Origin of the sequence: Streptomyces sp. NPDC059788 (assembly GCF_042732265.1) — a bacterium.
Lineage (GTDB): Bacteria > Actinomycetota > Actinomycetes > Streptomycetales > Streptomycetaceae > Streptomyces.
The window spans coordinates 143,638-167,794 of record NZ_JBHWHY010000020.1 but is presented as its reverse complement, the minus strand read 5'-3'; the positions used below and the strand labels follow the sequence as shown (position 1 = coordinate 167,794).

Annotated in this window: 20 protein-coding genes, 1 tRNA gene and 1 pseudogene; 13 read left to right on the top strand and 9 right to left on the bottom strand. The window is 69.7% G+C overall.

Going from position 1 to position 24,157, the window contains the following annotated elements; all coding sequences use genetic code 11:
• Nucleotides 1-55 precede the first annotated feature (55 nt).
• Nucleotides 56-2,788 (bottom strand): pyruvate dehydrogenase (acetyl-transferring), homodimeric type, encoded by a 2,733-nt coding sequence (gene aceE, locus ACFV57_RS19615; RefSeq protein WP_385233420.1) that lies wholly within the window; start codon nucleotides 2,786-2,788, stop codon nucleotides 56-58.
• A gap of 470 nt (nucleotides 2,789-3,258) precedes the next feature.
• Here aceE and ACFV57_RS19610 point away from each other — a divergent pair, with 470 nt between their 5' ends.
• The 6 genes from ACFV57_RS19610 (at nucleotide 3,259) to ACFV57_RS19585 (ending at nucleotide 8,137) form a co-directional block, all read left to right on the top strand.
• The gene (locus tag ACFV57_RS19610) at nucleotides 3,259-3,699 is read left to right on the top strand and encodes a DUF3052 domain-containing protein (RefSeq protein ID WP_003979717.1); all 441 of its coding nucleotides are present in this window, start codon (nucleotides 3,259-3,261) and stop codon (nucleotides 3,697-3,699) included.
• Between the two features lie 207 nt (nucleotides 3,700-3,906).
• Nucleotides 3,907-4,365 (top strand): peroxiredoxin, encoded by a 459-nt coding sequence (locus tag ACFV57_RS19605; protein ID WP_385233416.1) that lies wholly within the window; start codon nucleotides 3,907-3,909, stop codon nucleotides 4,363-4,365.
• 199 nt (nucleotides 4,366-4,564) lie between these two features.
• Entirely contained in the window at nucleotides 4,565-5,140 is a 576-nt protein-coding gene (locus ACFV57_RS19600) for a TerD family protein (RefSeq protein ID WP_385233413.1), read from the top strand.
• A 261-nt stretch (nucleotides 5,141-5,401) separates the two neighbouring features.
• Nucleotides 5,402-5,977, top strand: coding sequence for a TerD family protein (locus ACFV57_RS19595; RefSeq protein WP_385233410.1), 576 nt, complete (start codon nucleotides 5,402-5,404; stop codon nucleotides 5,975-5,977).
• 55 nt (nucleotides 5,978-6,032) lie between these two features.
• Entirely contained in the window at nucleotides 6,033-7,214 is a 1,182-nt protein-coding gene (locus ACFV57_RS19590; RefSeq protein ID WP_385233407.1) for a DUF475 domain-containing protein, read from the top strand.
• Nucleotides 7,215-7,399: 185 nt separating this feature from the next.
• A complete protein-coding gene (locus tag ACFV57_RS19585) occupies nucleotides 7,400-8,137 on the top strand; it encodes a Tellurium resistance (protein WP_385233404.1) in 738 nt (245 codons plus the stop codon).
• Between the two features lie 340 nt (nucleotides 8,138-8,477).
• Here the strand turns inward: ACFV57_RS19585 and ACFV57_RS19580 are convergent, their stop codons facing one another.
• Nucleotides 8,478-9,623 (bottom strand): TerD family protein, encoded by a 1,146-nt coding sequence (locus ACFV57_RS19580; protein ID WP_385233401.1) that lies wholly within the window; start codon nucleotides 9,621-9,623, stop codon nucleotides 8,478-8,480.
• 219 nt (nucleotides 9,624-9,842) lie between these two features.
• On the opposite strand from ACFV57_RS19580, the gene ACFV57_RS19575 reads away from it, so the two are divergent.
• From ACFV57_RS19575 to ACFV57_RS19565, 3 genes and pseudogenes are all read left to right on the top strand, one after another.
• Nucleotides 9,843-11,015 carry an HpcH/HpaI aldolase/citrate lyase family protein gene (locus ACFV57_RS19575; RefSeq protein ID WP_385233398.1) on the top strand — a complete coding sequence of 391 codons (1,173 nt, stop codon included), beginning with the start codon at nucleotides 9,843-9,845 and terminating at the stop codon, nucleotides 11,013-11,015.
• A 75-nt stretch (nucleotides 11,016-11,090) separates the two neighbouring features.
• A pseudogene (locus tag ACFV57_RS19570) lies at nucleotides 11,091-13,826 on the top strand (phosphoribosyltransferase).
• Nucleotides 13,823-14,641, top strand: a complete 819-nt coding sequence (locus tag ACFV57_RS19565) for an HAD family hydrolase (RefSeq protein WP_385233395.1) — start codon at nucleotides 13,823-13,825, stop codon at nucleotides 14,639-14,641. Before ACFV57_RS19570 ends, ACFV57_RS19565 begins: the two are co-directional and overlap by 4 nt.
• On the opposite strand, the gene ACFV57_RS19560 is transcribed toward ACFV57_RS19565, so the two are convergent.
• Nucleotides 14,607-15,233, bottom strand: a complete 627-nt coding sequence (locus ACFV57_RS19560) for a DedA family protein (protein ID WP_385233392.1) — start codon at nucleotides 15,231-15,233, stop codon at nucleotides 14,607-14,609. The two genes, ACFV57_RS19565 and ACFV57_RS19560, sit on opposite strands and share 35 nt — an antisense overlap.
• Before the next feature lie 132 nt (nucleotides 15,234-15,365).
• Between ACFV57_RS19560 and ACFV57_RS19555 the strand changes: the two genes are divergently transcribed.
• From ACFV57_RS19555 to ACFV57_RS19545, 3 genes are read left to right on the top strand one after another with little or no spacing between them, the layout of a single operon-like run.
• Nucleotides 15,366-16,478 (top strand): sensor histidine kinase, encoded by a 1,113-nt coding sequence (locus ACFV57_RS19555; protein ID WP_385233389.1) that lies wholly within the window; start codon nucleotides 15,366-15,368, stop codon nucleotides 16,476-16,478.
• Nucleotides 16,469-17,125, top strand: a complete 657-nt coding sequence (locus tag ACFV57_RS19550) for a response regulator (protein WP_385233386.1) — start codon at nucleotides 16,469-16,471, stop codon at nucleotides 17,123-17,125. The genes ACFV57_RS19555 and ACFV57_RS19550 overlap by 10 nt, the downstream gene beginning before the upstream one ends.
• Nucleotides 17,126-17,134: 9 nt before the next feature.
• Nucleotides 17,135-17,794, top strand: coding sequence for an O-methyltransferase (locus ACFV57_RS19545; RefSeq protein WP_385233384.1), 660 nt, complete (start codon nucleotides 17,135-17,137; stop codon nucleotides 17,792-17,794).
• Between the two features lie 88 nt (nucleotides 17,795-17,882).
• On the opposite strand, the gene ACFV57_RS19540 is transcribed toward ACFV57_RS19545, so the two are convergent.
• From ACFV57_RS19540 to ACFV57_RS19515, 6 genes are all read right to left on the bottom strand, one after another.
• Nucleotides 17,883-18,095, bottom strand: a complete 213-nt coding sequence (locus ACFV57_RS19540; protein WP_030183475.1) for a zinc ribbon domain-containing protein — start codon at nucleotides 18,093-18,095, stop codon at nucleotides 17,883-17,885.
• 62 nt (nucleotides 18,096-18,157) lie between these two features.
• Nucleotides 18,158-19,162 (bottom strand): sugar kinase, encoded by a 1,005-nt coding sequence (locus ACFV57_RS19535; protein ID WP_385233447.1) that lies wholly within the window; start codon nucleotides 19,160-19,162, stop codon nucleotides 18,158-18,160.
• A 140-nt stretch (nucleotides 19,163-19,302) separates the two neighbouring features.
• Nucleotides 19,303-19,923, bottom strand: coding sequence for a bifunctional 4-hydroxy-2-oxoglutarate aldolase/2-dehydro-3-deoxy-phosphogluconate aldolase (locus tag ACFV57_RS19530; RefSeq protein ID WP_385233381.1), 621 nt, complete (start codon nucleotides 19,921-19,923; stop codon nucleotides 19,303-19,305).
• A 62-nt stretch (nucleotides 19,924-19,985) separates the two neighbouring features.
• On the bottom strand, nucleotides 19,986-21,188 hold the full coding sequence (gene dgoD, locus ACFV57_RS19525) for a galactonate dehydratase (RefSeq protein ID WP_385233444.1): 1,203 nt from the start codon (nucleotides 21,186-21,188) through the stop codon (nucleotides 19,986-19,988).
• 159 nt (nucleotides 21,189-21,347) lie between these two features.
• Nucleotides 21,348-21,992: a DUF4383 domain-containing protein gene (locus ACFV57_RS19520; RefSeq protein WP_385233378.1), complete on the bottom strand. Its 645-nt coding sequence runs from the start codon at nucleotides 21,990-21,992 to the stop codon at nucleotides 21,348-21,350.
• Nucleotides 21,993-22,360: 368 nt separating this feature from the next.
• Nucleotides 22,361-23,755, bottom strand: a complete 1,395-nt coding sequence (locus ACFV57_RS19515) for a hypothetical protein (protein ID WP_385233376.1) — start codon at nucleotides 23,753-23,755, stop codon at nucleotides 22,361-22,363.
• A gap of 199 nt (nucleotides 23,756-23,954) precedes the next feature.
• Between ACFV57_RS19515 and ACFV57_RS19510 the strand changes: the two genes are divergently transcribed.
• Nucleotides 23,955-24,026: transfer RNA gene (locus ACFV57_RS19510), tRNA-Val, on the top strand.
• The last annotated feature ends 131 nt before the right edge of the window (nucleotides 24,027-24,157 follow it).

The following is a 24,157-nucleotide window of genomic DNA, read 5'->3' as shown; positions in this document are numbered from 1 at the left end:
GGCCGGATCTCTCCGGCCGGGGGCGCCGCGCGGTATCGGCTGTCGTGCGGGACGGCTACGCGTCGCCGCCCGCCTCGCCGGCCTCCGCGGCCGTGACGTCCAGCAGCTGGTAGCGGTCGATCGCCTGCTTCAGCAGCGAACGGTCGACCTTGCCCTCCCTGGCCAGCTCGGTGAGCACGCCGAGGACGATCGACTGCGCGTCGATGTGGAAGAAGCGACGGGCCGCGCCCCGCGTGTCCGCGAAGCCGAAGCCGTCCGCGCCCAGCGACTGGTAGGTGCCCGGCACCCAGCGCGCGATCTGGTCCGGAACCGCACGCATCCAGTCGGAGACGGCCACCTTCGGACCCTCGGCGTCGGCGAGCTTGCGCGTCACGTACGGGACGCGCTGCTCCTCCTCCGGGTGGAGCAGGTTGTGCTCCTCGATCTCCACCGCGTCGCGGCGCAGCTCGTTCCAGGAGGTCGCCGACCAGACGTCCGCCTTGACGTTCCAGTCGTCGGCGAGGATGCGCTGCGCTTCGAGCGCCCACGGCACCGCCACGCCGGAGGCGAGGATCTGGGCCGCGTGCTCGCCCTTCTCGCCCTGGTTGACGCGGTACAGGCCCTTGAGGATGCCCTCGACGTCCACGTCCGACGGCTCGGCCGGGTGCTGGATCGGCTCGTTGTAGACGGTGAGGTAGTAGAAGACGTCCTCGCTGTCCTCGCCGTACATCCGGCGCAGACCGTCCTTGACGATGTGCGCGATCTCGTACCCGTACGCCGGGTCGTAGGCGACGCACGCCGGGTTGGTCGAGGCGAGCAGCTGGGAGTGGCCGTCCGCGTGCTGGAGGCCCTCACCGGTCAGGGTCGTACGGCCGGCGGTCGCACCCAGTACGAAGCCGCGCGCGAGCTGGTCGGCCATCTGCCAGAACTGGTCACCGGTGCGCTGGAACCCGAACATCGAGTAGAAGACGTAGATCGGGATCAGCGGCTCGCCGTGCGTGGCGTAGGCGGAGCCCGCCGCGATCAGCGACGCGGTGCAGCCGGCCTCGGAGATGCCGTCGTGCAGCATCTGGCCGGTCGGCGACTCCTTGTAGGCGAGCAGCAGTTCACGGTCGACCGACTCGTAGATCTGGCCCAGCGGGTTGTAGATCTTCGCGGACGGGAAGAACGCGTCCATGCCGAAGGTGCGGTACTCGTCCGGCGCGATCGGCACGAAACGCTTGCCGATCTCCTTGTCCCGCATGAGGTCCTTCAGGACCCGCACGAACGCCATGGTCGTGGCGATCTTCTGCTGGCCGGAGCCCTTCTTCGCCCCCGCGTACGCCTTGTCGTCCGGCAGCGGCAGCGGCTTGGCGCGCACGACACGGGTCGGGACGTACCCGCCGTTCGCCTTGCGGCGGTCGTGCATGTACTGGATCTCTTCGGAGTCGCGGCCCGGGTGGTAGTACGGCGGGTTGCCGTCCTCCAGCTCCTTGTCCGAGATCGGCAGGTGCAGCCGGTCGCGGAAGCGCTTGAGGTCCTCGGCGGTCAGCTTCTTCATCTGGTGGGTCGCGTTGCGGCCCTCGAAGTTCGGACCGAGGGTCCAGCCCTTGACGGTCTGCGCGAGGATCACGGTCGGCTGGCCCTTGTGGGCCTTGGCCGCCGCGTACGCCGCGTAGATCTTCTTGTGGTCGTGACCGCCGCGGCCCAGGTGCTGGATCTGCTGGTCGGTCATGTTCTCGACCATGGCGCGCAGGCGGTGGTCGTCACCGAAGAAGTGCTCGCGGATGTACGAACCGGTCTCGGTCGCGTACGTCTGGAACTGACCGTCCGGGGTCGTGTTCAGCTTGTTGACCAGGATGCCGTCGCGGTCCTGGGCCAGCAGCGGGTCCCAGCTGCGGTCCCACACCAGCTTGATCACGTTCCAGCCGGCGCCGCGGAACTGCGACTCCAGCTCCTGCATGATCTTGCCGTTGCCGCGGACCGGGCCGTCCAGGCGCTGCAGGTTGCAGTTGACCACGAAGGTCAGGTTGTCCAGGCCCTCACGCGCCGCGAGGGACAGCTGGCCGAGCGACTCGGGCTCGTCCATCTCGCCGTCGCCCAGGTAGGCCCACACGTGCGAGTCGGAGGTGTCGGCGATGCCGCGCGCCTCCATGTAGCGGTTCATCCGGGCCTGGTAGATCGCGCCGAGCGGGCCGAGGCCCATCGAGACGGTCGGGAACTCCCAGAAGTCCGGCATCAGCCGCGGGTGCGGGTAGCTGGACAGGCCGTCGGGGGCCTTGGACTTCTCCTGGCGGAAGGCGTCGAGCTGCGCCTCGCTCAGGCGGTCCAGGAGGTAGGCACGGGCGTACACGCCGGGGGAGGCGTGGCCCTGGAAGAAGATCTGGTCGCCGCCCTTGCCGTCGTCCTTGCCCCGGAAGAAGTGGTTGAAGCCCACGTCGTACAGGGAGGCCGAGGACGCGAAGGTGGCGATGTGGCCGCCGACGCCGATACCGGGGCGCTGCGCCCGCGACACCATGACCGCGGCGTTCCACCGGGTCGCGTTCAGGATCTTGCGCTCGATCTCCTCGTTGCCGGGGAAGAACGGCTCGTCCTTGGTCGCGATGGTGTTGACGTAATCCGTGCTGCGCATCTCGGGCACGGCCACGCGCTTCTCGCGGGCACGCTCGATCAGGCGGAGCATGAGGTAGCGGGCACGTTCCCGGCCTCGCTCATCGACGGCTGCGTCGAGCGAGTCGAGCCATTCCTGGGTCTCTTCGGGATCGAAGTCCGGGACCTGGCTGGGAAGGCCGCCAATGATGATCGGGTTGCGATCGGATCCGGAAGCCACGCTGTTCCTTCGCTGTTCGGTCTTGCTCTGCTTGGTGTCGCGCCGTCTTCCATCGTGTACCGGCTCACCGGGATACGTCATCTCTACCGGTGGGTAACCACCCCCTAAGAGACGGGCGCTGAAAGGCCGGTTTTTCAGGTCGGCCAAATCGCAACCATACGCCCACGCCGTAGCGGGTGGCCGTACGGTCGTGCGAACCCCGAGAGAGAGTGCGTGTGCCGGGTGGCGCCCCCCAAAGAGCCCAGTCCACCCTTAAAACTACACAAAGGTGACTAAATAATGTGGGGTGAATCACTTTCCGCCTCGTGGGCGGGGTCGCAGTTGCGGCGAGACGGCGGTAAACGTCACCGTTTCGACGGTCTCGGCCGCCGGGTACTTGCGCGATCCGCCCGGCCCGTGTGGACTACGCCCAATGCCCCGCGCGTGCGTGGGGTGCAAGCCATTTACCGAAACATGACAGGAGGCAATCCGTGAGCGCGACCGCGGACCACGCGGAGGAGCGGACCAACCCGGCCATCAAGCTGGGGTTCGAGCCCGGACAGGTGGTCCAGGAGATCGGCTACGACGACGACGTCGAGCAGGAGCTCCGCGAAGCCATTGAGGCCGTGATCGGCCAGGAGATCGTTGACGAGGACTACGACGACGTCGCCGACGTCGTCGTGCTGTGGTTCCGCGATGACGACGGCGACCTCACGGACGCGCTGGTGGATGCCATCGGTCTGATCGACGAGGGCGGCGAGATCTGGCTGATGACGCCCAAGACCGGCCGTGACGGGTACGTCGAGCCGAGCGACATCAATGAAGCCGCGCAGACCGCGGGCCTGTCCCAGACCAGGAGCATCAACGCGGGCAAGGACTGGAGCGGCAGCCGCCTGGTCACCCCCAAGGGCGCCAAGTCGGGCAAGCGCTGAGCTGCGCCCCACGTTTTGAACCGAGCCCTCCGCCGGATGATCCGGTGGGGGGCTCGGCGTGCGCGCCCCGGCGCGTAGGGTTGGCCGCAACCTGTTGGAATCCGCCGGAGCGGCCGCTGCCGGCGGTGCCCCGCGCCGCACGCCGGTGACGGCGCCGGGCACGGCGAAAAGCGTCCGCGCACGGCGTCTGCGAAGGGAACGGTCCCCATGGCGATCGAGGTCGGCACGAAGGCTCCGGATTTCGAGCTGAAGAACCAGCACGGCGAGCTGGTCAGGCTCTCCGACTTCCGCGGCGAGAAGGCCGTCGTCCTCCTCTTCTACCCCTTCGCCTTCACCGGTGTGTGCACCGGTGAGCTGTGCGCCCTGCGCGACGAGCTGCCGAAGTTCGTCAACGACGACGTGCAGCTGCTGGCCGTCTCCAACGACTCGCCGTTCTCGCTGCGCGTCTTCGCCGAGCAGGAGGGCCTGGAGTACCCGCTGCTGTCGGACTTCTGGCCGCACGGCGAGGCCTCGCGGGCGTACGGCGTCTTCGACGAGGAGAAGGGCTGCGCGGTGCGCGGGACCTTCATCATCGACAAGGAGGGCGTGGTGCGCTGGACGGTCGTCAACGGCCTGCCCGACGCCCGCGACCTCAACGACTACCTCAAGGCGCTCGGCAGCCTCTGAGCCCGGGAGCCCCGGCCGGGCCGGGCGGATTTCGCGTCCGGCGGACCGCCGCGACCGGTTCCCGCCGCGGCACCGGCGCGGTGTCCGTCCCGCTACCTGTAATCGGTGGGAACCGGTCACTAGGATCAAAACGTTGATCCGATGCCATGCACGATGGGGGCGCAAAGCAATTCGTACCCCTCGAACCCAGGGAGGACTCGTGGGAGTCAGCCTCAGCAAGGGCGGCAACGTCTCGCTGACGAAGGAAGCCCCCAATCTGACCGCAGTGCTCGTCGGTCTGGGCTGGGACGCCCGTACCACCACCGGTACGGACTTCGACCTCGACGCCAGCGCACTGCTGACCAACGACCAGGGCAAGGTCGGCAACGACCAGAACTTCGTGTTCTTCAACAACCTGAAGAGCCCGGACGGCTCGGTCGAGCACACCGGTGACAACACCACCGGTGAGGGCGAGGGCGACGACGAGGCCATCAAGGTGAACCTCGCCGGCGTGCCCGCCGACGTCGCCAAGATCGTCTTCCCGGTGTCGATCTACGACGCCGAGAACCGCCAGCAGAGCTTCGGCCAGGTCCGCAACGCCTACATCCGCGTCGTCAACCAGGCCGACGGCAACGAGCTCGCCCGCTACGACCTGAGCGAGGACGCCTCGACCGAGACCGCCATGGTCTTCGGCGAGCTGTACCGCAACGGCGCGGAGTGGAAGTTCCGGGCCATCGGCCAGGGCTACGCCTCGGGCCTGCGCGGCATCGCGCAGGACTTCGGCGTCAACGTCTGAGCCGAGCCGTAACCCTTTCGCACCCGGCGCCGTACCCCCCTGTCCCGGGGAGTACGGCGCCGGGCGCGCTTGAAGCCCGTACGCAGGCCGTACGGGACGCGAACCCCGGTGCGCGGCGTGCGTGGACCGCACCAAGTCCACGTCCGCGCCGTAAAGGTGTCGTATCCGGGGCCGTGTCCGCCTCGTACGAGGCCTGTACGAACCCGTATGAAAGCCGTGGGGAACCACGGCACCACCGACACCGGGGAGGATGCGAACACCATGGGCGTCACGCTCGCAAAGGGAGGCAACGTCTCCCTCTCCAAGGCCGCTCCGAATCTCACGCAGGTCATGATCGGCCTCGGCTGGGACGCGCGCTCGACCACGGGAGCGCCGTTCGACCTGGATGCCAGCGCGTTGCTGTGCAGGTCGGGACGGGTGCTCGGAGACGAGCACTTTGTCTTCTACAACAATCTGAAGAGCCCGGACGGCTCGGTCGAGCACACCGGGGACAATCTCACCGGTGAGGGCGAAGGGGACGACGAATCGATTCTGGTCGACCTCGGCAAGGTCCCCGAAGAGGTCGACAAGATCGTTTTTCCGGTCTCGATCCACGAGGCGGACGCGCGCGGCCAGAGCTTCGGCCAGGTCAGCAATGCCTTCATCCGGGTGGTCAACCAGGCGGACGGCAGTGAGCTGGCCCGTTACGACCTCAGCGAGGACGCCTCCAGCGAAACCGCGATGATCTTCGGTGAGGTCTACCGGTACAGCGGTGAATGGAAGTTCCGTGCGGTGGGTCAGGGGTACGCGTCGGGGTTGCGAGGCATCGCTCTAGACTTCGGGGTCAACGTTTCGTAAAGGCGCCGCGCGCTGCGCGCGGGGGACCCCACACAGCGAGGGATTGGGTTAGGCAGTGCTCCTGAGAACCTTTGGCTGGTCGTTCGCCGTCACGGCGGCCGGACTGGCCTTGGCCGGCGTCCTCTGGGGGTGGCAGGGGCTAGCGATCGTCGGCATCCTGTCGATCCTGGAGATCTCGCTCTCGTTCGACAATGCGGTCATCAACGCGGGAATCCTGCGCAAGATGAACGCTTTCTGGCAGAAAATCTTTCTGACCGTCGGCATTCTGATCGCCGTCTTCGGTATGCGCCTGGTCTTCCCGGTCGTCATCGTCGCGATCACCGCGAAGATGGGGCCGATCGAGGCTGTCGATCTGGCGATCAACGACAAGGCGCAGTACGAGCACCTGGTCACGGCGGCCCACCCGGCCATCGCGGCCTTCGGTGGCATGTTCCTGATCATGATCTTCCTCGACTTCATCTTCGAGGAGCGCGAGCACAAGTGGCTGAGCTGGCTGGAACGGCCGCTGGCCAAAATGGGCAAGCTGGACATGCTGTCCGTCATCATCGCGCTGGTCGTCCTGCTCGTCGTCGCGATGACGGTGGCCACCGACGTCGCCCACGGCGGCGGTGACAAGAGCGCGACGGTGCTCCTGTCCGGCGTCGCCGGACTGCTCACGTATCTGATCGTGGGCGGTATCTCCGGCTACTTCGAGGACAAACTGGAGGACGCCGAGGAGGACGAGGACGACGAGGTGCAGGACGGCGCCGCGGCGAAGGCGGCCGTGGCGTCCCAGGGAGCCGGTGCGAACGGCGCGGACTCCAAGCGCGGCTCCGTCTCGGGTGTGGGACTCGCGGGCAAGGCCGCGTTCTTCCTGTTCCTCTACCTGGAGGTCATCGACGCGTCGTTCTCCTTCGACGGCGTCATCGGTGCCTTCGCCATCACCAACGACATCTTCGAGATGGCGCTGGGTCTGGGCATCGGCGCGATGTACATCCGTTCGTTGACGGTCTTCCTGGTCCGCAAGGGAACCCTCGACGACTACGTCTACCTGGAGCACGGCGCGCACTACGCCATCGGCGCGCTGGCGGTCATCCTGCTCGTCACGATCAAGTACGAGATCCACGAGGTCATCACCGGCCTGGTCGGCATCGCGCTGATCGCGCTGTCGTTCTGGTCGTCGGTGCGCAAGAACCGACTGGAAGGCAAGCCAGGGGAAAGCTCCGAGACAAAGTCGGAAGTCGCCTCCGGAGTGTGACGAGGGTCCGATTGAGGAACGCTCTCAGCGGGGCGGCCATGGAGTGCTCACTCCATGGCCGCCCCGCGGCCGTGCCGGGCCTTGGGGCGGCCGGGAACAGCCGGATCAGTCGGGATCAGTAGCAGTCGGGCCGTCGGGCCATCGGGTCGGACGGCCTCCGGGTCGGATCGATGGGGTGGGGCAAGGTGTCGTTCTTGGACAACTGGCGGCGGGGCGGGGCGCCGAAGTTCGAGGCCGGTGGGGCGTCGTATGTGGTCGAGCTGACCAAACGCAATCCGGTCGTCTCGTTGACGAAGCAGGGCGCGGCCTCCGGGCACCTGCGGGTCAACCTGTCATGGCAGATGCGCACGTCCGACATCGGGATGCGCGGCTCACAGCGCGGCGGGAGCCTGCTGCGCAACCCGGGCAAGATGTTCAAACCGGAGGTCGTACAGGCGCAGGGGCCGGCGGTCGTCAAGATCGACCTGGACCTGGCCTGCCTGTACGAGCTGAAGGACGGCACCAAGGGCGTGGTGCAGCCCCTGGGCAACTTCCTCGGCGACATCAACGCCGCGCCGTACGTGAAGCTCAGCGGCGACGACCGCTTCGGCTCACCCTCCGGCGAAACGCTCTACATCAACCTCGACCACCGCGACGAGATCAAGCGCCTGCTGATCTTCGTCTACATCTACGACGGCACACCGGCCTTCGACCGCACCCACGCCGTCGTGACGCTCTACCCGAGCAACGGGCCCCGGGTGGAAATCGGCCTGGACGAGCGTGCGCCGCAGGCCCGCTCCTGCGCCATCTTCATGCTGGAGAACAACAAGGGCGAACTGACCGTCCGCCGCGAGGTCAAGTACGTCTACGGCTTCCAGTCCGAACTGGACCGGCTCTACGGCTGGGGCCTCCAGTGGGGGCGGGGGTACAAGTCGAAGGTGTGAGGGCGCGAAGGCGTGACCCGGCCGGGGGGCGGTACGGCTGGAGGGTGTCCGGCGTGTGTCGCGGGGTGTCCGCTGGTCGGCGGGCGGTTGGTGACCGCGCGCCGACTCCTGCCGATCGCCGCTCTGCCGGCTGCTACCGGTCCCTCGGCTCCTTGGGGGGTGGGGGCGGTTGGTTCAGCCGGTTCAGCCGGCTCGGTGGGTTCAGACGGACCGGGCGGTTCGGGTGGTTTAGTGGGTTCGCCTGGTTCGCCTGGTTCGGACGGGCTGGGCGGTTCAGTGGGCTCGGCTGGTCCGGCCAGGTCGGACCGTTCAGCGGGCCGGGTCGGTTCGGGCGGCTCGTTCAGCGGTGCTGGAACTGAGGGCCCTGCGGGGGCAGGACGAAGTTCGGGTCCAGGCCGGGGCCAGGGGGCTGCTGCGGGTAGCCGTAGGCCGGAGGGGCCGGGACGCCCGGTGCCATCGGTCCCGTCGGATACGGCTGGTGCTGGGCCTGCTGCGGAGGCTGCGGATAGCCGTACGAGGGCTGCGCCTGCGCTTGCGGCTGCTGGGGCATCGGACCGGGATAGCCGTACGCGGGCTGGGCCGGTGGCTGCGCCGGGGGCGGCGGGAAGTTCGGAACGTTCTGCGGATAGCCGTAGCCGCCGCCGGTGGGCTGCGGCGGAGGGAACGCGGCGGCCGGAGCTGCCGCCGGGGGAGCCGTCGTGGGCGGTGCCGCGGGGGGCGGCAGGGGGAAGGAGTCGGGTTCCGCTTGCGCGGCGGGAGCCGGTGCCGGGGGTGATGCCGGTGCCGGGCCCGGGTCGGGGAGGTGCTGGGTCGCGGCCTCAGGGCCCGCGGCGGCCGACGGCGCCTCGGCTTCGCCGGAACCATCCGATGCCGCGGCGGTGGGCGAGGCTGCCGGTGCCGGTGCCGGTGCCGGTGCCGCGCCGGCTTCGGCGGCCGCGGACTCGTCCTCCTCCACCGAGATCCCGAACTCGGTGGCCAGACCGACCAGCCCGTTCTCGTACCCCTGCCCCAGGGCACGGAATTTCCACTGCTCCCCGCGCCGGTACAACTCGCCGCAGATCAATGCCGTCTCCTTGCCCGTCTCCGGCACGACGTCGAAGACCGCGATCGGATCGTCGTCCCCCGAGGAGGCGCCGTACAGCAGGACGCGCAGGTCCCGTACGTGGGCAAAGGTTCCACCGTCCGCCGACGCGGTGAGCATGACACGGTCCACCGACGCGTCGAGAGCGGACAGGTCCGCCTCGATCGTGTCGGCCAGCCCGTCGGCCAGTTGCATCTTCGGCAGGTGCCGCACCAGGCCGCTGGGGTGCCGGGGCTGGTTGTAGAAGACGAAGTCCGCATCGGAACGCACACGTCCGTCGGCGCCGAGCAGCAGGGCCGAGGCATCGACATCGCGCACTCCGGCGCCGGGGGACCAGCGCAGTACGGCCCGGACCGCCGTGGTGTCGAGGGGTACGTTCGACCCTTTCAGCATCGCGTGCGTCATGTCCGTAATCCTGCCTTCCCGGAGGTCGGGGGGACAACGCGGGGGCCTTTCCGGCGTGGCCCGTCCGGCACTCGCGACACCTGGCCGCCGTGTGCGGGTTACGTGCTTTTCACATGGCCGGGAACTTTCTCGTCGCGGCCGCACGTACGATTACCGGCCGGATCCAGACAGCGAGTCGCCGCGGGGTGGCCCCGGCCCCGCCTGCTCACGGGGAGTTCTATGCGTCACTTTGGGCATCTTGCGCCCGATATCCGGAACGCTTTGTTCCACCAGGAGCCGGTCGAGTTCACCGCCGACTCCCCACCCGGCATGCTCTCGGTGGCCCTCGGTGCGACGCTCTACAGCCCGGCCACCCGTCCACGGCTCGCCGAGGACATCATCAAGCAGACCGGTCGCGGGGTGGTCTCCATGGTGCTCTGCCTGGAGGACTCCATCAGTGACGCGGACGTCGTCGCCGGCGAGGAGAACCTCATACGGCAGTTCGCCGCCCTCGGCGAGAAGACCGAGACGGGTACGGACCTTCCGCTGCTGTTCATCAGGGTCCGCGCGGCCGGGCAGATACCCGACCTGGTGCGCCGACTGGGCCGCGATGTGCGGTTGTTGTCCGGGTTCGTGCTGCCCAAGTTCACCGAGGAGCGAGGTGTCCCCTTCCTGGAGGCGCTGACCGGCGCGGAGGCGGACTGCGGGCGGCGGCTGTTCGCGATGCCGGTGCTCGAATCCCCGGATCTGCTCCACCTGGAGAGCCGCGGCGAAACGCTGCGGGGCATCGCGCGCACGGTGGACAAATACCGCGAACGGATACTGGCGCTGCGGCTCGGCGTCACGGACTTCTGCTCGGCCTATGGCCTGCGCCGGGCCCCCGACATGACCGCGTACGACGTGCAGATCGTCGCGTCCGTGATCGCCGACGTGGTGAACGTGCTCGGCCGGGCGGACGGCACGGGATTCACCGTCACCGGCCCCGTGTGGGAGTACTTCCGTCTGCACGAGCGGATGTTCAAGCCGCAGCTGCGGCAGAGCCCCTTCCTGGGCCGGGCGGAGGAGCTCCGTACGGCTCTGATCGAACATGACATGGACGGGCTGCTGCGCGAGATCGAACTCGACCGCGCGAACGGCCTGCAGGGCAAGACCTGCATCCACCCCTCGCACGTGGCACCGGTGCACGCGCTCTCGGTCGTCAGCCATGAGGAGTTCAGCGACGCCGTGGACATCCTGCGGCCCGAGCGCGGCGCCGGCGGCGTACTGCGCTCCGCGTACACGAACAAGATGAACGAGATCAAACCGCACCGCGCCTGGGCCGAACGGACCCTGCTGCGTGCCGAGGCGTTCGGCGTCGCCCGAGAGGGCGTCGGCTTCGTGGAACTGCTGACGGCCAGCCTCCCGCAGACCTGAACCGGCGAACGGTTCGGGAGACCCGATGGCGGTTGCCACTCCGGCGGGCCGCGGACGGCCAGGAAGCAACGGACGATGACGACGGCGGAAGAGACGAAGGAGACGGGCACAGTGGTGTGGACGGGAGAGTGGGTCGCCCAGCGGCTCGGTGTCTCGCTGAGCGGCGGGGCGGAACTGCCCCAGTTGCTGGGGCTGGCGCTGCGGCGCAACCCCAAGCGGGCCCATCTGCTCGTGTCGAACGTGCTCGGCAAGCATGTACCTCAGCGACCGGACACGGTCTACGGCGCGGGCTTCGGGCTGGGACGCCGGGTCCGTGAACTGCTGGGCGACGCCGAGGCGGCGCGCGCCGTCGTCCTGGGGTACGCGGAGACCGCCACGGGACTCGGGCACAGCGTGGCCGACGGGCTTGCCCTCGCGCCGTATCTGCACTCCACACGGCGGCCGGTCGCGGGGGTCGAGCAGGCGGGCGGCTTCGAGGAAGAACACAGCCACGCGACCTCGCACCTGCTGCTCCCGGAGGACCCGGCGCTGCTGGCCGGAGACGGGCCCCTGGTCCTCGTCGACGACGAGTTCTCCACCGGCCGCACCGTCCTGAACACCATCAAGGCGCTGCACGCCCGCTTCCCGCGCGAGCGGTACGTCGTCGTCGCCCTGGTCGACATGCGCTCGGACGCGGACCGGGGACACCTGGAGAAGTTCGCCGCCGACCTGGGCGCGCGGGTCGACCTCATATCCCTGGCCGCCGGAGGCGTACAACTCCCGGCCGACGTACTCGCACGCGGCCAGGCCCTCGTAGCCGCCCACCACGACGCACCGCCGACGGAAGCAATCCGGGGCCCGGCCCCTGTGGCGGCTCCCGGCGGGGAAGCGGACTGTGACGGGATCGTGGTGTCGGGCGGGATCGCGGCGTCTGGTGCTGAGGCTGGGGCCGAAGCCGGGACCGGGGCCGCGGGCTCGGGTGTTGGCGTGGCCGCCGAAGGGGACATGGCCCCCGACCGGATCATGACTCCGGACGCGAACGCGACTCCGGACACAGACGTCCCCCCAGCCAGCCCGGTGCACGCCGTACGCGCCGATCGCATCGACCTGGGCTGGCCGGAAGCCGTGCCGGATGGCGGGCGGCACGGCTTCACCCCCGCGCACCGGGACCACCTGGAGGCCGCCCTCCCCGGCATGGCGGCCCGCATCGCCGACGCGGTAGCCGGCGCACGCCGGGTCCTGGTCCTCGGCAACGAAGAGCTGATGTACGCGCCGCTGCGCCTCGCCGGAGCCCTGGACGACTCCACCACGGCCGAGGTGTACTTCTCGACCACCACCCGCTCGCCGGTCCTCGCCGTGGACGACCCGGGCTACGCCATCCGTACCCGGCTGGCCTTCCCGGCCCACGACCGGCCGGCCGACGGCCCGGGGGAGCGGTACGCGTACAACGTCGCACCCGGCGCGGACCCGCAGCGGCGCTTCGACGCGATCGTCGCCGTCATCGACTCGCACGGCGACACCCCGCAGCTCCACGGTGCCCACGGCCTGCTGGACCGGCTCGCGCCCCATACCGACCGGCTGCTGCTCGCCGTCATCCCCTCGTACACCCCGGCATACGCGCTGCCGCAGACGCCGGAACCCGCCCAGAAGCCCGCGCCCGACGCCCCGCAACGACAGGTCTGACCGATGCCCCTCCCCGAGCCGCTGCGCGGCCCCGCCTTCTCTTCTTACACCTCCGACGAGGTCGGCTGGCTGCTCCAGGACCTGTCCTCGATCACCCTCGAAGCGCCGACCGAGGAGCGTGAGGAGGCGATACAGGCAGGTGGCGCGCACTATGCCGAGTCGCTGCCCGTCGAGTACCAGCCGAGTGAGCAGTACCAGGCGCTGTTCCACAGTGCGCTGGAGACCTCCGCAGGCCGTATCGCGCGTGCGGTCGGAACTGTCACGGAAACCGTGATCGCCGAGCGGTCTCCCCGCCCCGTACTGGTCTCGCTGGCCCGTGCCGGCACCCCGGTGGGCGTCCTGATGCGCCGCTGGGCCCTGCACCGCGACGGCCTCGACCTGCCGCACTACGCCGTCTCGATCGTGCGCGGTCGCGGTATCGACACCAACGCGCTGCGCTGGCTGGCCGCCCACCACGACCCGGCCGATGTCGTCTTCGTCGACGGCTGGACGGGCAAGGGCGCCATCACCCGCGAACTGGCGCAGGCACTGAGCGACTTCCCCGGCTTCGACCCGCGGATCGCCGTGCTCGCCGACCCAGGCGGTTGCGTGGACACGTACGGTACGCGCGACGACTTCCTCATCCCCTCCGCGTGCCTCAACTCCACCGTCTCGGGCCTGATCTCGCGCACCGTACTCCGCGACGATCTCGTGGGGCCGGACGACTTCCACGGCGCGAAGTTCTACCGCGACCTGGCGGAGGCCGACCTGTCGCGGGCGTTCGTCGACACCGTCGCCGCCCGTTTCGACGAGGTCGCCGAGCAGGTCGCCGCCGATGTGAAGGAACTGGCCGCGGCCGACCGGGCGCCCACGTGGGCGGGCTGGGCGGCGGTCGAGCGGATCAGCGAGGAGTACGACATCAATGACGTCAACCTCGTCAAGCCGGGTGTCGGCGAGACCACGCGGGTACTGCTGCGGCGCGTCCCCTGGAAGATTCTTGCCCGGCGCGGTGCCGGAACGGACCTCGATCATGTGCGTCTCCTGGCTGAACAGCGGGGCGTACCCGTCGAAGAGGTCGACGAGCTCCCCTACACCTGTGTCGGTTTGATCCACCCCCGCTTCACGCGGGGCGCGACGGGTGCGGACGGCAAGGCGGTGACCGCGCCGTGAGCACGATCGTTGCCAGCGATCTGGACCGCACCCTCATCTATTCGGCCGCCGCGCTGGACCTGGCCATGCCCGACGCAGAGGCACCACGCCTGCTCTGTGTCGAGGTCTACGAGCACAAGCCCCTCTCCTACATGACGGAGACGGCAGCGGGGCTGCTCGCCGAGCTCGCCGGCGCCACCACGTTCGTCCCGACGACGACGCGCACCCGTGAGCAGTACCGGCGTATCCACCTCCCGGGCCGCGCCCCGCAGTTCGCCATCTGCGCGAATGGGGGCCACCTGCTCGTCGACGGGGAGCCCGACCGGGACTGGCAGCGCACTGTTGCCGCCCGGCTGGCTGCTGAGTGCGCCTCGCTCGACGAGGTCCGTACGCACCTCGTGCGCACCGCCGATCCGGCGTGGCTGCTCAAGGAACGAGTCGCCGAGGACCTCTTCGCCTATCTCGTCGTCGAGCGCTCGCTGCTGCCGCAGGCCTGGGTCAAGGAACTCGCCGAATGGGCGGATGCCCGCGGCTGGACCGTCTCGCTCCAGGGCCGCAAGATCTACGCCGTTCCGAAACCACTCACCAAGAGCGCCGCCGTGACCGAAGTCGCCCGCCGGACCGGGGCCGAGCAGGTACTCGCCGCTGGCGACTCGCTGCTGGACGCCGACCTGCTGCTGGCCTCGGACCGCGGCTGGCGGCCTGGTCATGGCGAGTTGGCGGACGCCGGCTGGAACGCTCCGCACGTCACGACGCTGGACGAGCGCGGAGCCGTGGCAGGCGAGGAGATCCTGCGGGCCTTCATCCGCGGTGCTGTCCCCGCCCGCTCTTGCTGAGCCGTACGCCCAGGAAGGCCAGGACCGCCAGCCCGGCGGCCACCAGCACCACCTTTGAGTACGCGTCCACATAGCCGGTCACTTCCTCCCAGTTCTCGCCGAGCGCGTAGCCGGCGAGGACGAAGATCGAATTCCAGATCAGGCTGCCGAGCGTGGTCAGAAGAAGGAAGGCCGGTATCGACATCCGCTCGATGCCGGCCGGGATCGATATCAGGCTGCGGAAGATCGGCACCATCCGGCCGAAGAACACCGCCTTGTTGCCGTGTCGCTGGAACCAGCACTCCGTCCTCTCGACATCGGAGACGTTGACCAGCGGCAGCCGGGCCGCGATGGCGAGCATCCGGGCCCGGCCGAGCAGCGCGCCCACGCCGTACAGCGCCAGTGCGCCGAGCACCGACCCGAGCGTCGTCCACGCGAGCGCGGAGAACACGGTCATCCGGCCCTGGCCCGCCGCGAAGCCGGCCAGTGGCAGAATCAACTCGCTCGGCAGGGGCGGGAAGAGGTTCTCGGCGGCGATCGCCAGGCCGGCGCCGGGCGCGCCGAGGGTGTCCATGAGCCCGGTGATCCAGTTTGTTTCCGCGTGTGCGTTCATGATTCAAAGCTAAGAATTCGACGACGCGGACACACTGCGGAAAACCGCACGGAACACTGCGGTTTTCCGCAGTGTGGTGGTGTCCGCGCAGCCACTAGCGTTTCGATCATGCGGGGGATGACACGGCGCGGGATGCGCCTCACGGTCGGTTTGTTGGTCGGCGCGGGCACGGTGGCGGTCGAGCTGCCGTTCATCGTGCTCTCGGGGCTCGCGCTGCTCTGCGTTTTCGTGTGGCCGCGCGGGAGACGCAAGGTGTTGGCGCCCGTGGCGGCTGTGGCCCGGTGCCTCATCGAATCCGCGCGTCGCCGCCTGCGGTTCGGCGGCGCCGACTTCTCCTACAGGTACGACAACGAGCGCGCGCTCAAATACTTGGCCGTGCGATGGATCTTGGGGCTGCTGGGCGGCGGCGTGGTGTGCTTCGCGCTCGCGGGAGCGACCATCGTCCTGTGGGCGTCGACGGCCTGGATGTTCTCCCACATCGAGCATCCGGTGGACGTCGCGGAGACCGGCGTGGGCGCTGGGTTCCTGCTCTTCATAAGTCTGCAGGCGGTGTTCGGGGTGGCGACCCTGGAAGCCCGGTTGGCGCGCCATTTCCTCGGCCCCACGCAGGAAAGAGAGCTGCAACGCCGGGTCGCGGAACTGGCGTCGAGCCGGGCCGGGGTGGTCGCCGCGGTCAACGACGAGCGCCGGCGCATCGAGCGCGACCTGCATGACGGGGTGCAACAGAGGCTGGTGGCGCTCGGGATGCTGCTCGGCCGCGCACTGCGCAGCAAGGACGAGGCTCACGCCGCCGGGTTGCTGCGGCAGGCCCATGCGGAAAGCCGCCAGGCACTGACCGATCTGCGCGAAGTCGCCTGGCGTATCTACCCGACGGTCCTCGACGAGGCGGGGCTGCGGGCCGCGCTGGAGACCGTCGCGGAGCGCTCGGCGCTCCCCGTCCGGCTCAGCTACCGCCTTACGCGCGAGCCCGACACCCCGGTGGCGACCGTTACCTATTTCGTCGTCTCCGAGGCGGTGACCAACGCCGTCAAGCACGCCAGCGCGGCCCGGATAACCGTCACCGTCGACCGCGACGAGGCCAACCTGCTCGTCCGGATCCAGGACGACGGCTGGGGCGGTGCGAACGCCTCGGGGAGCGGACTGTTCGGGCTGGCCCGCCGGGTCGCCGCCATGGACGGCAGGTTCCGGGTGGACAGCCCGATCGGCGGACCCACCACGATCACTGCGGAGCTGCCATGCGCGTAGTACTCGCCGACGACTCGACCTTGCTGAGGGAGGGCCTGGTGCGGCTGCTGACAGAAGAGAACCACGAGGTGACGGCCGCGGTCGGCGACGCCGCGGAGCTGATGACGGTGCTGGAGCGCGCACCGGCGGAGCAGCGGCCGGACGTGGTCGTCGTGGACGTACGGATGCCGCCCACGCATACGGACGAGGGGCTGCGAGCGGCGGTCCAGATCCGGGAGCGCTGGCCGGACGTCGGCGTGCTCGTCCTGTCGCAGTACGTCGAGCGGCGCTACGCCACCGAGCTGCTGACCGAGGACAGCGAGGGGGTGGGCTACCTGCTCAAAGACAGAGTCGTGCAGGTCGACGAGTTCCTGGACGCGTTGGAGCGGGTCGGTTCCGGGCGCGCTGCCTTCGACTCCGAAGTCGTACGCGTTCTGTTCTCCCGCAGCAGCCGTACCGACCCGCTGAACTCGCTCACAGCGCGGGAGCGCGAGGTGCTCGCCCAAATGGCGGAAGGCCATACGAACGCGGGCATCGCCGGCAGGCTGCACATCTCCCAGAGCGCGGTGGAGAAGCACACGAACGCGATCTTCGACAAGCTCGGTCTGACCGGTACTTCCGGCTACTCTCGCCGGGTCCTGGCCGTACTGCGCTACCTGGGGACCTGAGGAGCACCGGTGACCGAGAGCAAGACCACCGCGATCACGGAGGAGCTGTACGACTACGTCCTCGCGCACAACCCGCCGCTGGACGCCGTGCAGCGAGAATTGGTGGAGACCACCTACCGGCGCTTTCCCGAGTCGGCGCGGATGCAGTCGGCCCAGGAGCAGGGCCCGTTGCTGGCCTTCCTGGTCCGTCTGTGCGGTGCACGCCGGATCGTGGAAGTCGGCACGTTCACCGGCTTCTCGGCCCTGGCGATGGCGCAGGCACTACCTCCGGAGGGCAGGCTGATCGCCTGCGACGTGTCCGAGGAGTGGACGGCGTACGGCCGCGAGGCGTGGGAGAAGGCCGGTGTCGCCGACCGGATCGACCTGCGGATCGCACCGGCGCTGGACACCCTGCGGGCAATGCCCGCCGAGCCGCACATCGATTTGGCCTACCTCGACGCGGACAAAGGCAACTACGTCCCGTACTGGGAAGAGTTGGTCCCGCGCCTACGGCCGGGGGGATTGATCGTCGCGGACAACGTGCTCTTCGGCGGCGCCGTTGCCGATCCGCGGGCGGAAGGCTCAGCCGCGGCGATCAGGGAGTTCAACGACCACGTCATGACGGACAAGAGGGTGGAGGCGGTGATGCTCACCGTGGCAGACGGACTGACAGTGGCCCGCAGACGATGAAGCCGACAGCCGACAGCCGACAGCCGACAGCGGGTGCTGGGGGCCGGGGCCAAGCTGAGGCCCGGCCCGGCCTGACCGGCCGTAGGCACTAACCGCAGCAGCCGCCTCCGCAGCAGCCGCCGCCCCCGCCGCCACTGGGTGCCGGAGCTGCGGCGGTGCCGCCGACGGCGACCGTGGACAGCAGCTTGACCGTGTCCTCGTGCCCGTCCGGGCAGGTGGCCGGGGCGGAGGACTCGGCCATCGGACGGTTCAGCTCGAAGGTCGAGCCGCAGGAACGGCAGCGGTATTCGTAACGAGGCATGGCGACAGATTAGCCCGCGAGCGGGAGAGAGGGGGTGTGATGTGAGGCGGGAAGGAGCAGACTCAGCGCACGACGGTGCCGGGAGGGCGGCCGAGAAGGTGCAGTTCGGCGCGAGTGGGTGCGCCCTCCCAGTCACCGTGGGACGCCACCGCGAATGCGCCGGTCGTCACGCCCCGTTCGAGGCGTGCGGCGATGCCCTCGCCGTCCAGCAGCGCGGAGAGGTAGCCGGCGACGAACGCGTCACCGGCGCCGACCGGGTCCACGGCCCGCACGGGTACGCCCGGCTGGTGCAGCGAGCCGTCGCCGGCGTGGTGCGCGTCGCTCGTACCCTCCGCCGGGTGTGCACTGCTCGCCGGAGAGGAAGAGGAGTCCGGCTGTTCCGGGCTCGTGTAAGTGGTGGCGCCGTTCGGGCCGAGTTTGACCGTGACTTCTTGGATGCCCGCGGCCAGCAGCTCCCGGGCCTGGTCAGCGGTGTCGGTCGGGGAGCCCGGTGGGAGGCAGAGCGGGAGCTCGTCGGCCGAGGCGATCAGGACGTTCACGTACGGCACCCAGTCCCGCAGGACCGCCGACGCCTGGTCGGACGTCCACAACCGGGAGCGATGGTTGACGTCGAGGCACACGAGGGTGCCGTGGTCGCGAGCCAGCCGCAGCGCGTGCGTCGAGGCCGCGCGGGCGGTGGGGCTCAGCGCCGGGGTGATGCCGGTCAGGTGAAGGATTCGGGGTGCGGCGGTGGCGAAGGCCCGGTCGAGGGCATCCGGAGTCAGGCGGGAGCCGGCCGAGCCCGCGCGGTAGTAGTGCACCCGGGTCACGTCCGGCAGCCGCGGCTCGAAGAGAATCAGTCCGGTCGGTGCGCCGGGATCGGACCACGCCTCGGACACGTCCACGGCTTCCGCCCGCAGGGTACGGAGTACGAGCCGGCCGGCCTCGTCGTCGCCCACCGCCCCCACCCAGCGGACGGAGTGACCGAGCCGGGCGAGGCCGATGGCGACGTTGCTTTCGGCGCCCGCGACGGAGACGTTCATCGTGCCACCCAGCTTGAGCGGGCCGCTGCCGCGCAGCGCGACCATGCTCTCGCCGAAGGTGAGCACGGTATCGCTGCTATCCGAGCCCGTACGGCTGACCGGGCTCGGTGCTCCGCCCGGAGCTGGGGAGGGGCTGGGCCGAGAGACGGCGGACCGCCCCGGCGCCGATCGTTCCGCGTCCGTGTTCATCCCGCGCACACCGAGAGGAAGTCGGCTGCGCGAGTACGGAGGGCGGCCAGGTCGCCACCGTCCGCGGCGTCCCCGACCAGAGGTGAGCCGACTCCGACAGCCACCGCACCGGCGGCCAGGTAGGCGCGCGCGGCTGCCGCGTCCACCCCGCCGACCGGCACGAACGGCGCGTCGGGGAAGGGCGCGCGGAGGGCCTTGAGATAGTCGGGGCCGCCGACCGAGGCCGGGAAGAGCTTCAGCGCTGTCGCTTCCGCGGCATCGGCGGCGATTACTTCGGAGGGGGTGAGCACTCCGGCGAGGACGGGCAGGCCGAGACGGATGGAGGTGTCCAGGCCCGCGCCCAGGCCGGGCGTGACGGTCAGGTTGGCGCCGGCTTCGGCGGCGCGTCCGGCGTCATCGGAGGTCAGCACCGTTCCGGCACCGAGCCAGGCGTCATCGCCCAGCTCGGCACGTGCCCGGTGGATGACGTGGAGTGCGTCCCGTCCGGTGAGGGAGACCTCGATCAGGCGGACGCCTGCCTCGGCCAACGTCATGACCGTACGGAACGACGCGTCGGCATCCGTGCCACGGATGATGGCGACCAGACGGGCGGCTCGTAGCGCGTCGGTGAAATCCATGCGGTTGGTCCATGCCTCTCTGAGCGTGTCTGCGCGTGTTCACGTCCCGGCCTGTTCGCCGTTCACCACTCGGCGAACGAGCCGTCCGTGTGTCGCCAGATCGGGTTGCGCCAGGAGTGCCCTCGCTTGTCGGCGGCTCGTACGGCCGGCTCGTCGACCGTTACGCCCAGCCCTGGGCGGTCGGTGCGCAGGAGGGAGCCGGCGTGGAAGCGGAAGGGCTCCGGGTCGGCCACGTAGTCGAGCAGTTCGGCACCCTGGTTGTAGTGGATGCCGATGGACTGTTCCTGGATGAGGAAGTTGGGGGTGGTGAAGGCGACTTGGAGGCTGGCGGCGAGTGCCACCGGGCCGAGCGGGCAGTGCGGGGCGAGCTGGGCTCCGTATGTCTCGGCGAGAGCGGCGATCCGGCGCAGTTCGGAGATGCCGCCCGCGTGGGAGATGTCCGGTTGAAGGATGGCGACGCCTGCCTGGAGGGGAGACAGGAACTCCTGGCGGGTGAAGAGGCGTTCACCGAGAGCGAGGGGGATGTTGGAGGCGTTGACCAGGTCGGGAAGGGCGTGCAGGTAGTCGCAGAGGACGGGTTCCTCGACGAACATCGGCGCGTGCTCGGCCAGGAGGGGAAGGAGGCGTCGGGCGTTGGCGGGGGAGACGCGGCCGTGGAAGTCCAGGCCGAAGTCGCGTTCGTCACCGAGTACTTCACGGGCGGTCTCGGCGCGGCGCAGGCAGTCGCGTACCTCCGCGCGGGTGGCGATCGGTGTCATCGGTCCGCAGCCGTTCATCTTGACGGCGGTGAAACCGGCCTCGATCTGAGCGGTCAGCGCGTCCCGGATTTCGTCCGGTTCGTCGCCGCCGATCCAGGCGTACGCACGGACGCGTTCTCGTACGGGGCCGCCGAGCAGCTGGTAGACGGGTACGCCGTGCTGTTTGCCTTTGATGTCCCACAGGGCCTGGTCCAGTCCGGCGACGGCGGAGGAGAGGATCGGGCCGCCGCGGTAGAAGCCGCCCTTGGTCATCACCTGCCAGTGGTCCTCGATGCGTGAAGGGTCTCGGCCGATGAGGTACTCGGACAGGACCTCGACGGCGGCGCGTACCGGCTCGGCGCGGCCTTCGACCACCGGTTCGCCCCAGCCGATGAGGCCCGCGTCGGTTTCCACGCGGACGAACATCCAGCGTGGCGGGGCCAGAAACGTTTCGACACGGCTGATCTTCACGGGCCGTCGCCTCTCCTCCGACTGTCGCTCGACTGTCGCTCGACTGTCGCTGGTCAGAGGCTGGCATGTGGGGATGGGGGTTATCAATTGGGGCGGGGTGAGGGGAGGACGATGGCGGGAGCGGGGTGGGGGAGCAAGGGAAGGCGGATGCGGGGATGTGTGGGTGTGGGGGCTGGTTTCTGATCTTGGGGTTGTCGCCTGGTGATTCCGGGGTCGTCACAGAGCGGGTCTGCGGTGCTTCGAGGAGCGGTGGCGTCGGTGCGTCGGTGCCGTTGCTTGTCGCGGTGCCGCGTGAGCGCCCGTCCGGGGTGGCAGGGGGCGGCGGGCCGGTCGTTGCGCCACTTCGGGATGGCGGGCGCGCCAGTACGGATTGTCGTGCGGCAGACCGCCGGAGACACGTCCGTACATGCCGAAGACCAGCAGCATCAGGCCGACGAGGAAGCTGAACAGCACGTTCTGGATTCGGAAGGCCAGGTAGTTGAAGCCGGTTTCCAGGATGGCGAGGTTGATGAATCCACTCAGCAGGAACGCCAGGCCGAGCACGATGTTGAGGGTCGAGGCGAAGTTTCCGCCGATCACCATGCCGCCGAAGAGGACCAGGCCCACGACGATGGACAGCACGCTCAGCGCGCCGTTGGTGTTGAGGCCGGCGACCGTGTCACCGCCCGTGTCGAAGAAGCCGATCTTGTCGATCAGGCCGAGGATGCCGAAAGCGACGAGCACCAGCCCCATGAGGCCGGCGCCGAAACGGTAAACCGTGCTGAGCCGGTGATCGACGGGCAGGTGCTCGTCGAGCTGTGTGTGACGCACCCTGCCGCGCATCGTCCGGGAGGGCCCGTGCAGAGTCTGGCCAGCGTCCATGTCCGGCCTCCTTCGCGCAGATGAACCGCCTGGGCCGTGTCTGCCTCCAGCATCCGCCTGTAGGTGGCGTCACGCCATAGTGGCTGGTCAGTGAGGTGGCGGGGAGGCGCGGGGAGAGGCCGGGAGGCGCGCTGGGAGGGGGTGGGCTGTCCGTGGCCTCGGCAGCCCGCAAGCGAATCGCCGCCTCCGCCGCCCGGGCCGCCCATCGACGCGCCGCCTCCGCCGCCCGGGCCGCCCATCGACGCGCCGTCTCCGCCCCCTCGGGCCGCCCATCGAAGCGCCGTCTCCGCCCCGGGCCGCCCATACGGGAGCGCCGTACCGCGTCCGCCCTCGCCCTGCGCGTCCCGACCTGCGCGTACCGAGAGGCCTCAGCCCGTGGTTCCTCCGCCGCGTTCGTCGCGGATTTCCTGTACGACCCGGGAGGCGGTCCGGCGTACGGCCTCTGTCTCGGTGAGGAAGTGCCACCAGTCCGGGTGCCGTCCCTCCAGGCCGGTGATCGCGCGCTCCAGCCGCGCCACCGCGTCGTCCAGCGGCCGGGCGTGGCGCGGGTCGGGCGTGCTGCGTCCCGCCATCGCCAGCCGTTGCGCGTCGCGCACGGCGAAGCGCGTCCGTTCGACCTCCTTCTCGCGGTCGAAGGACACCTCGTCCAGGCGTCGCAGGCGGTCACCGGCCGCCGAAACCGCTTCGTCGGTCGTGTTCAGCAGGGCCCGTACGGTCGCCAGCAGACTCGTGGCATCGGCCCACCGCTGCTCGTCGCGAGCCCGCTGGGCCTCCCGCACCTTGATCTCGGCCTGTGCGACGGCGTCCGCGGCCTGCTCCGGTACGTGCTGGAGGTCCTGCCAACAGGCCGCGCTGTACCGACGGCGCAGTTCGCTCAGTACGGGATCGACCTTGCCCGCCCGCGTCGTGATGGCCTGCGCACGGGTCCGCAGCGACACCAGCCGCTTGTCGATCTCCGCGGCCTTTTCCGGCAGCCGCGCCGCCTCGGTCCGTACGGCCTCGGCCTCGCGCAGCACGTCGTCGGCGCGCCGGATGGTCTCCTGCACGCCGTGCTGACCGGCGCCCTGGTTCAGCTTGGTCAGCTCGGGCGACAGGGCGGCCAGCCGGGCCGCCAGGTCGTCCGCCTTGAAGTCCTGAGCGCGAACGGCGTCCAGCGCGTTGCTGGCCGCCAGCAAAGCCTGCCGGGCGCGCTCCACCGCCGGGGCGAGCCGCGCCAACTGCGTCTCCGCGGTCTGAAGCAGCGGGCCGAGGCCCTGCGCGAAGCGGTCGAGATCCGCCTTGACCCGCTCCAGCTCCTCCTTGGCCCGCGTCAGGTCGGCGCGCGCCCGCGAGGCCGCGCCGGCGTCGAGATCGTCCCGGTCGAGGTCGTGGGCGTCCACCGCGCTGATATAGCCCTGGCTGACCTCGTCGATCCGCCGTCCGAAGCTCTCGTAGTCGTCCGCGGCGCGGCGAGCCGCGGGGGATCTGTCGACGGCCGTGATCGTCTCTATGGAGATCCGGAGGTCGCGCTGTGCCGTGTCCAGCTCGTAGAAGGCGGCTGCCGCGGCGTCCTTCGCGGCCTGCGCGTCCGCACGCTGGCTCTCCCCGCGCCCGAACCAGCGCCGCGTGCCGCCGCCCGCGAACGCGGCGGGCGCCGCGGCTGCCAGCAGCGGCAGCGGCAGCAGGAGCAGAGTCACAGTGTCCCGGAACGCGCCCCCGCGGGGGCGACGGCGTACTGCACGGCGTGCTCGCTGCTCGTGCGGCTGCGTGTGTGTCGCCGTCACATCCCTCTCCCGATCGCATCGCCCCAGGCCCGGCTGCCATTCTCCCACCCAGTGGGAACGAACACAGCGGCCGGTTGGTTCGCGATCGACGCCACCAACCTGCGCGATCGGGAGTCGGCGACGGCGGGCGGCTGCGACAGGTGCGCCACCCTGGATTGGGGAGCAGCCCCGGAGGCAAGGTAGTCTGTCGGCTCAGCCAGGGCGCATAGCTCAGCGGTAGAGCGCTGCTCTTACAAAGCAGATGTCACAGGTTCAAATCCTGTTGTGCCCACCGTGCCTCGCAGCACCCGAGCCCCGTATCGAGATTGAAGTCGGTACGGGGCTTTTTGCTGTTCTTGGGGGTTGGTGGGCTGGGGCGCTGGGTTTTGGTCAATGTGTTGGGGTGATGGTGGGTCCTGTGTC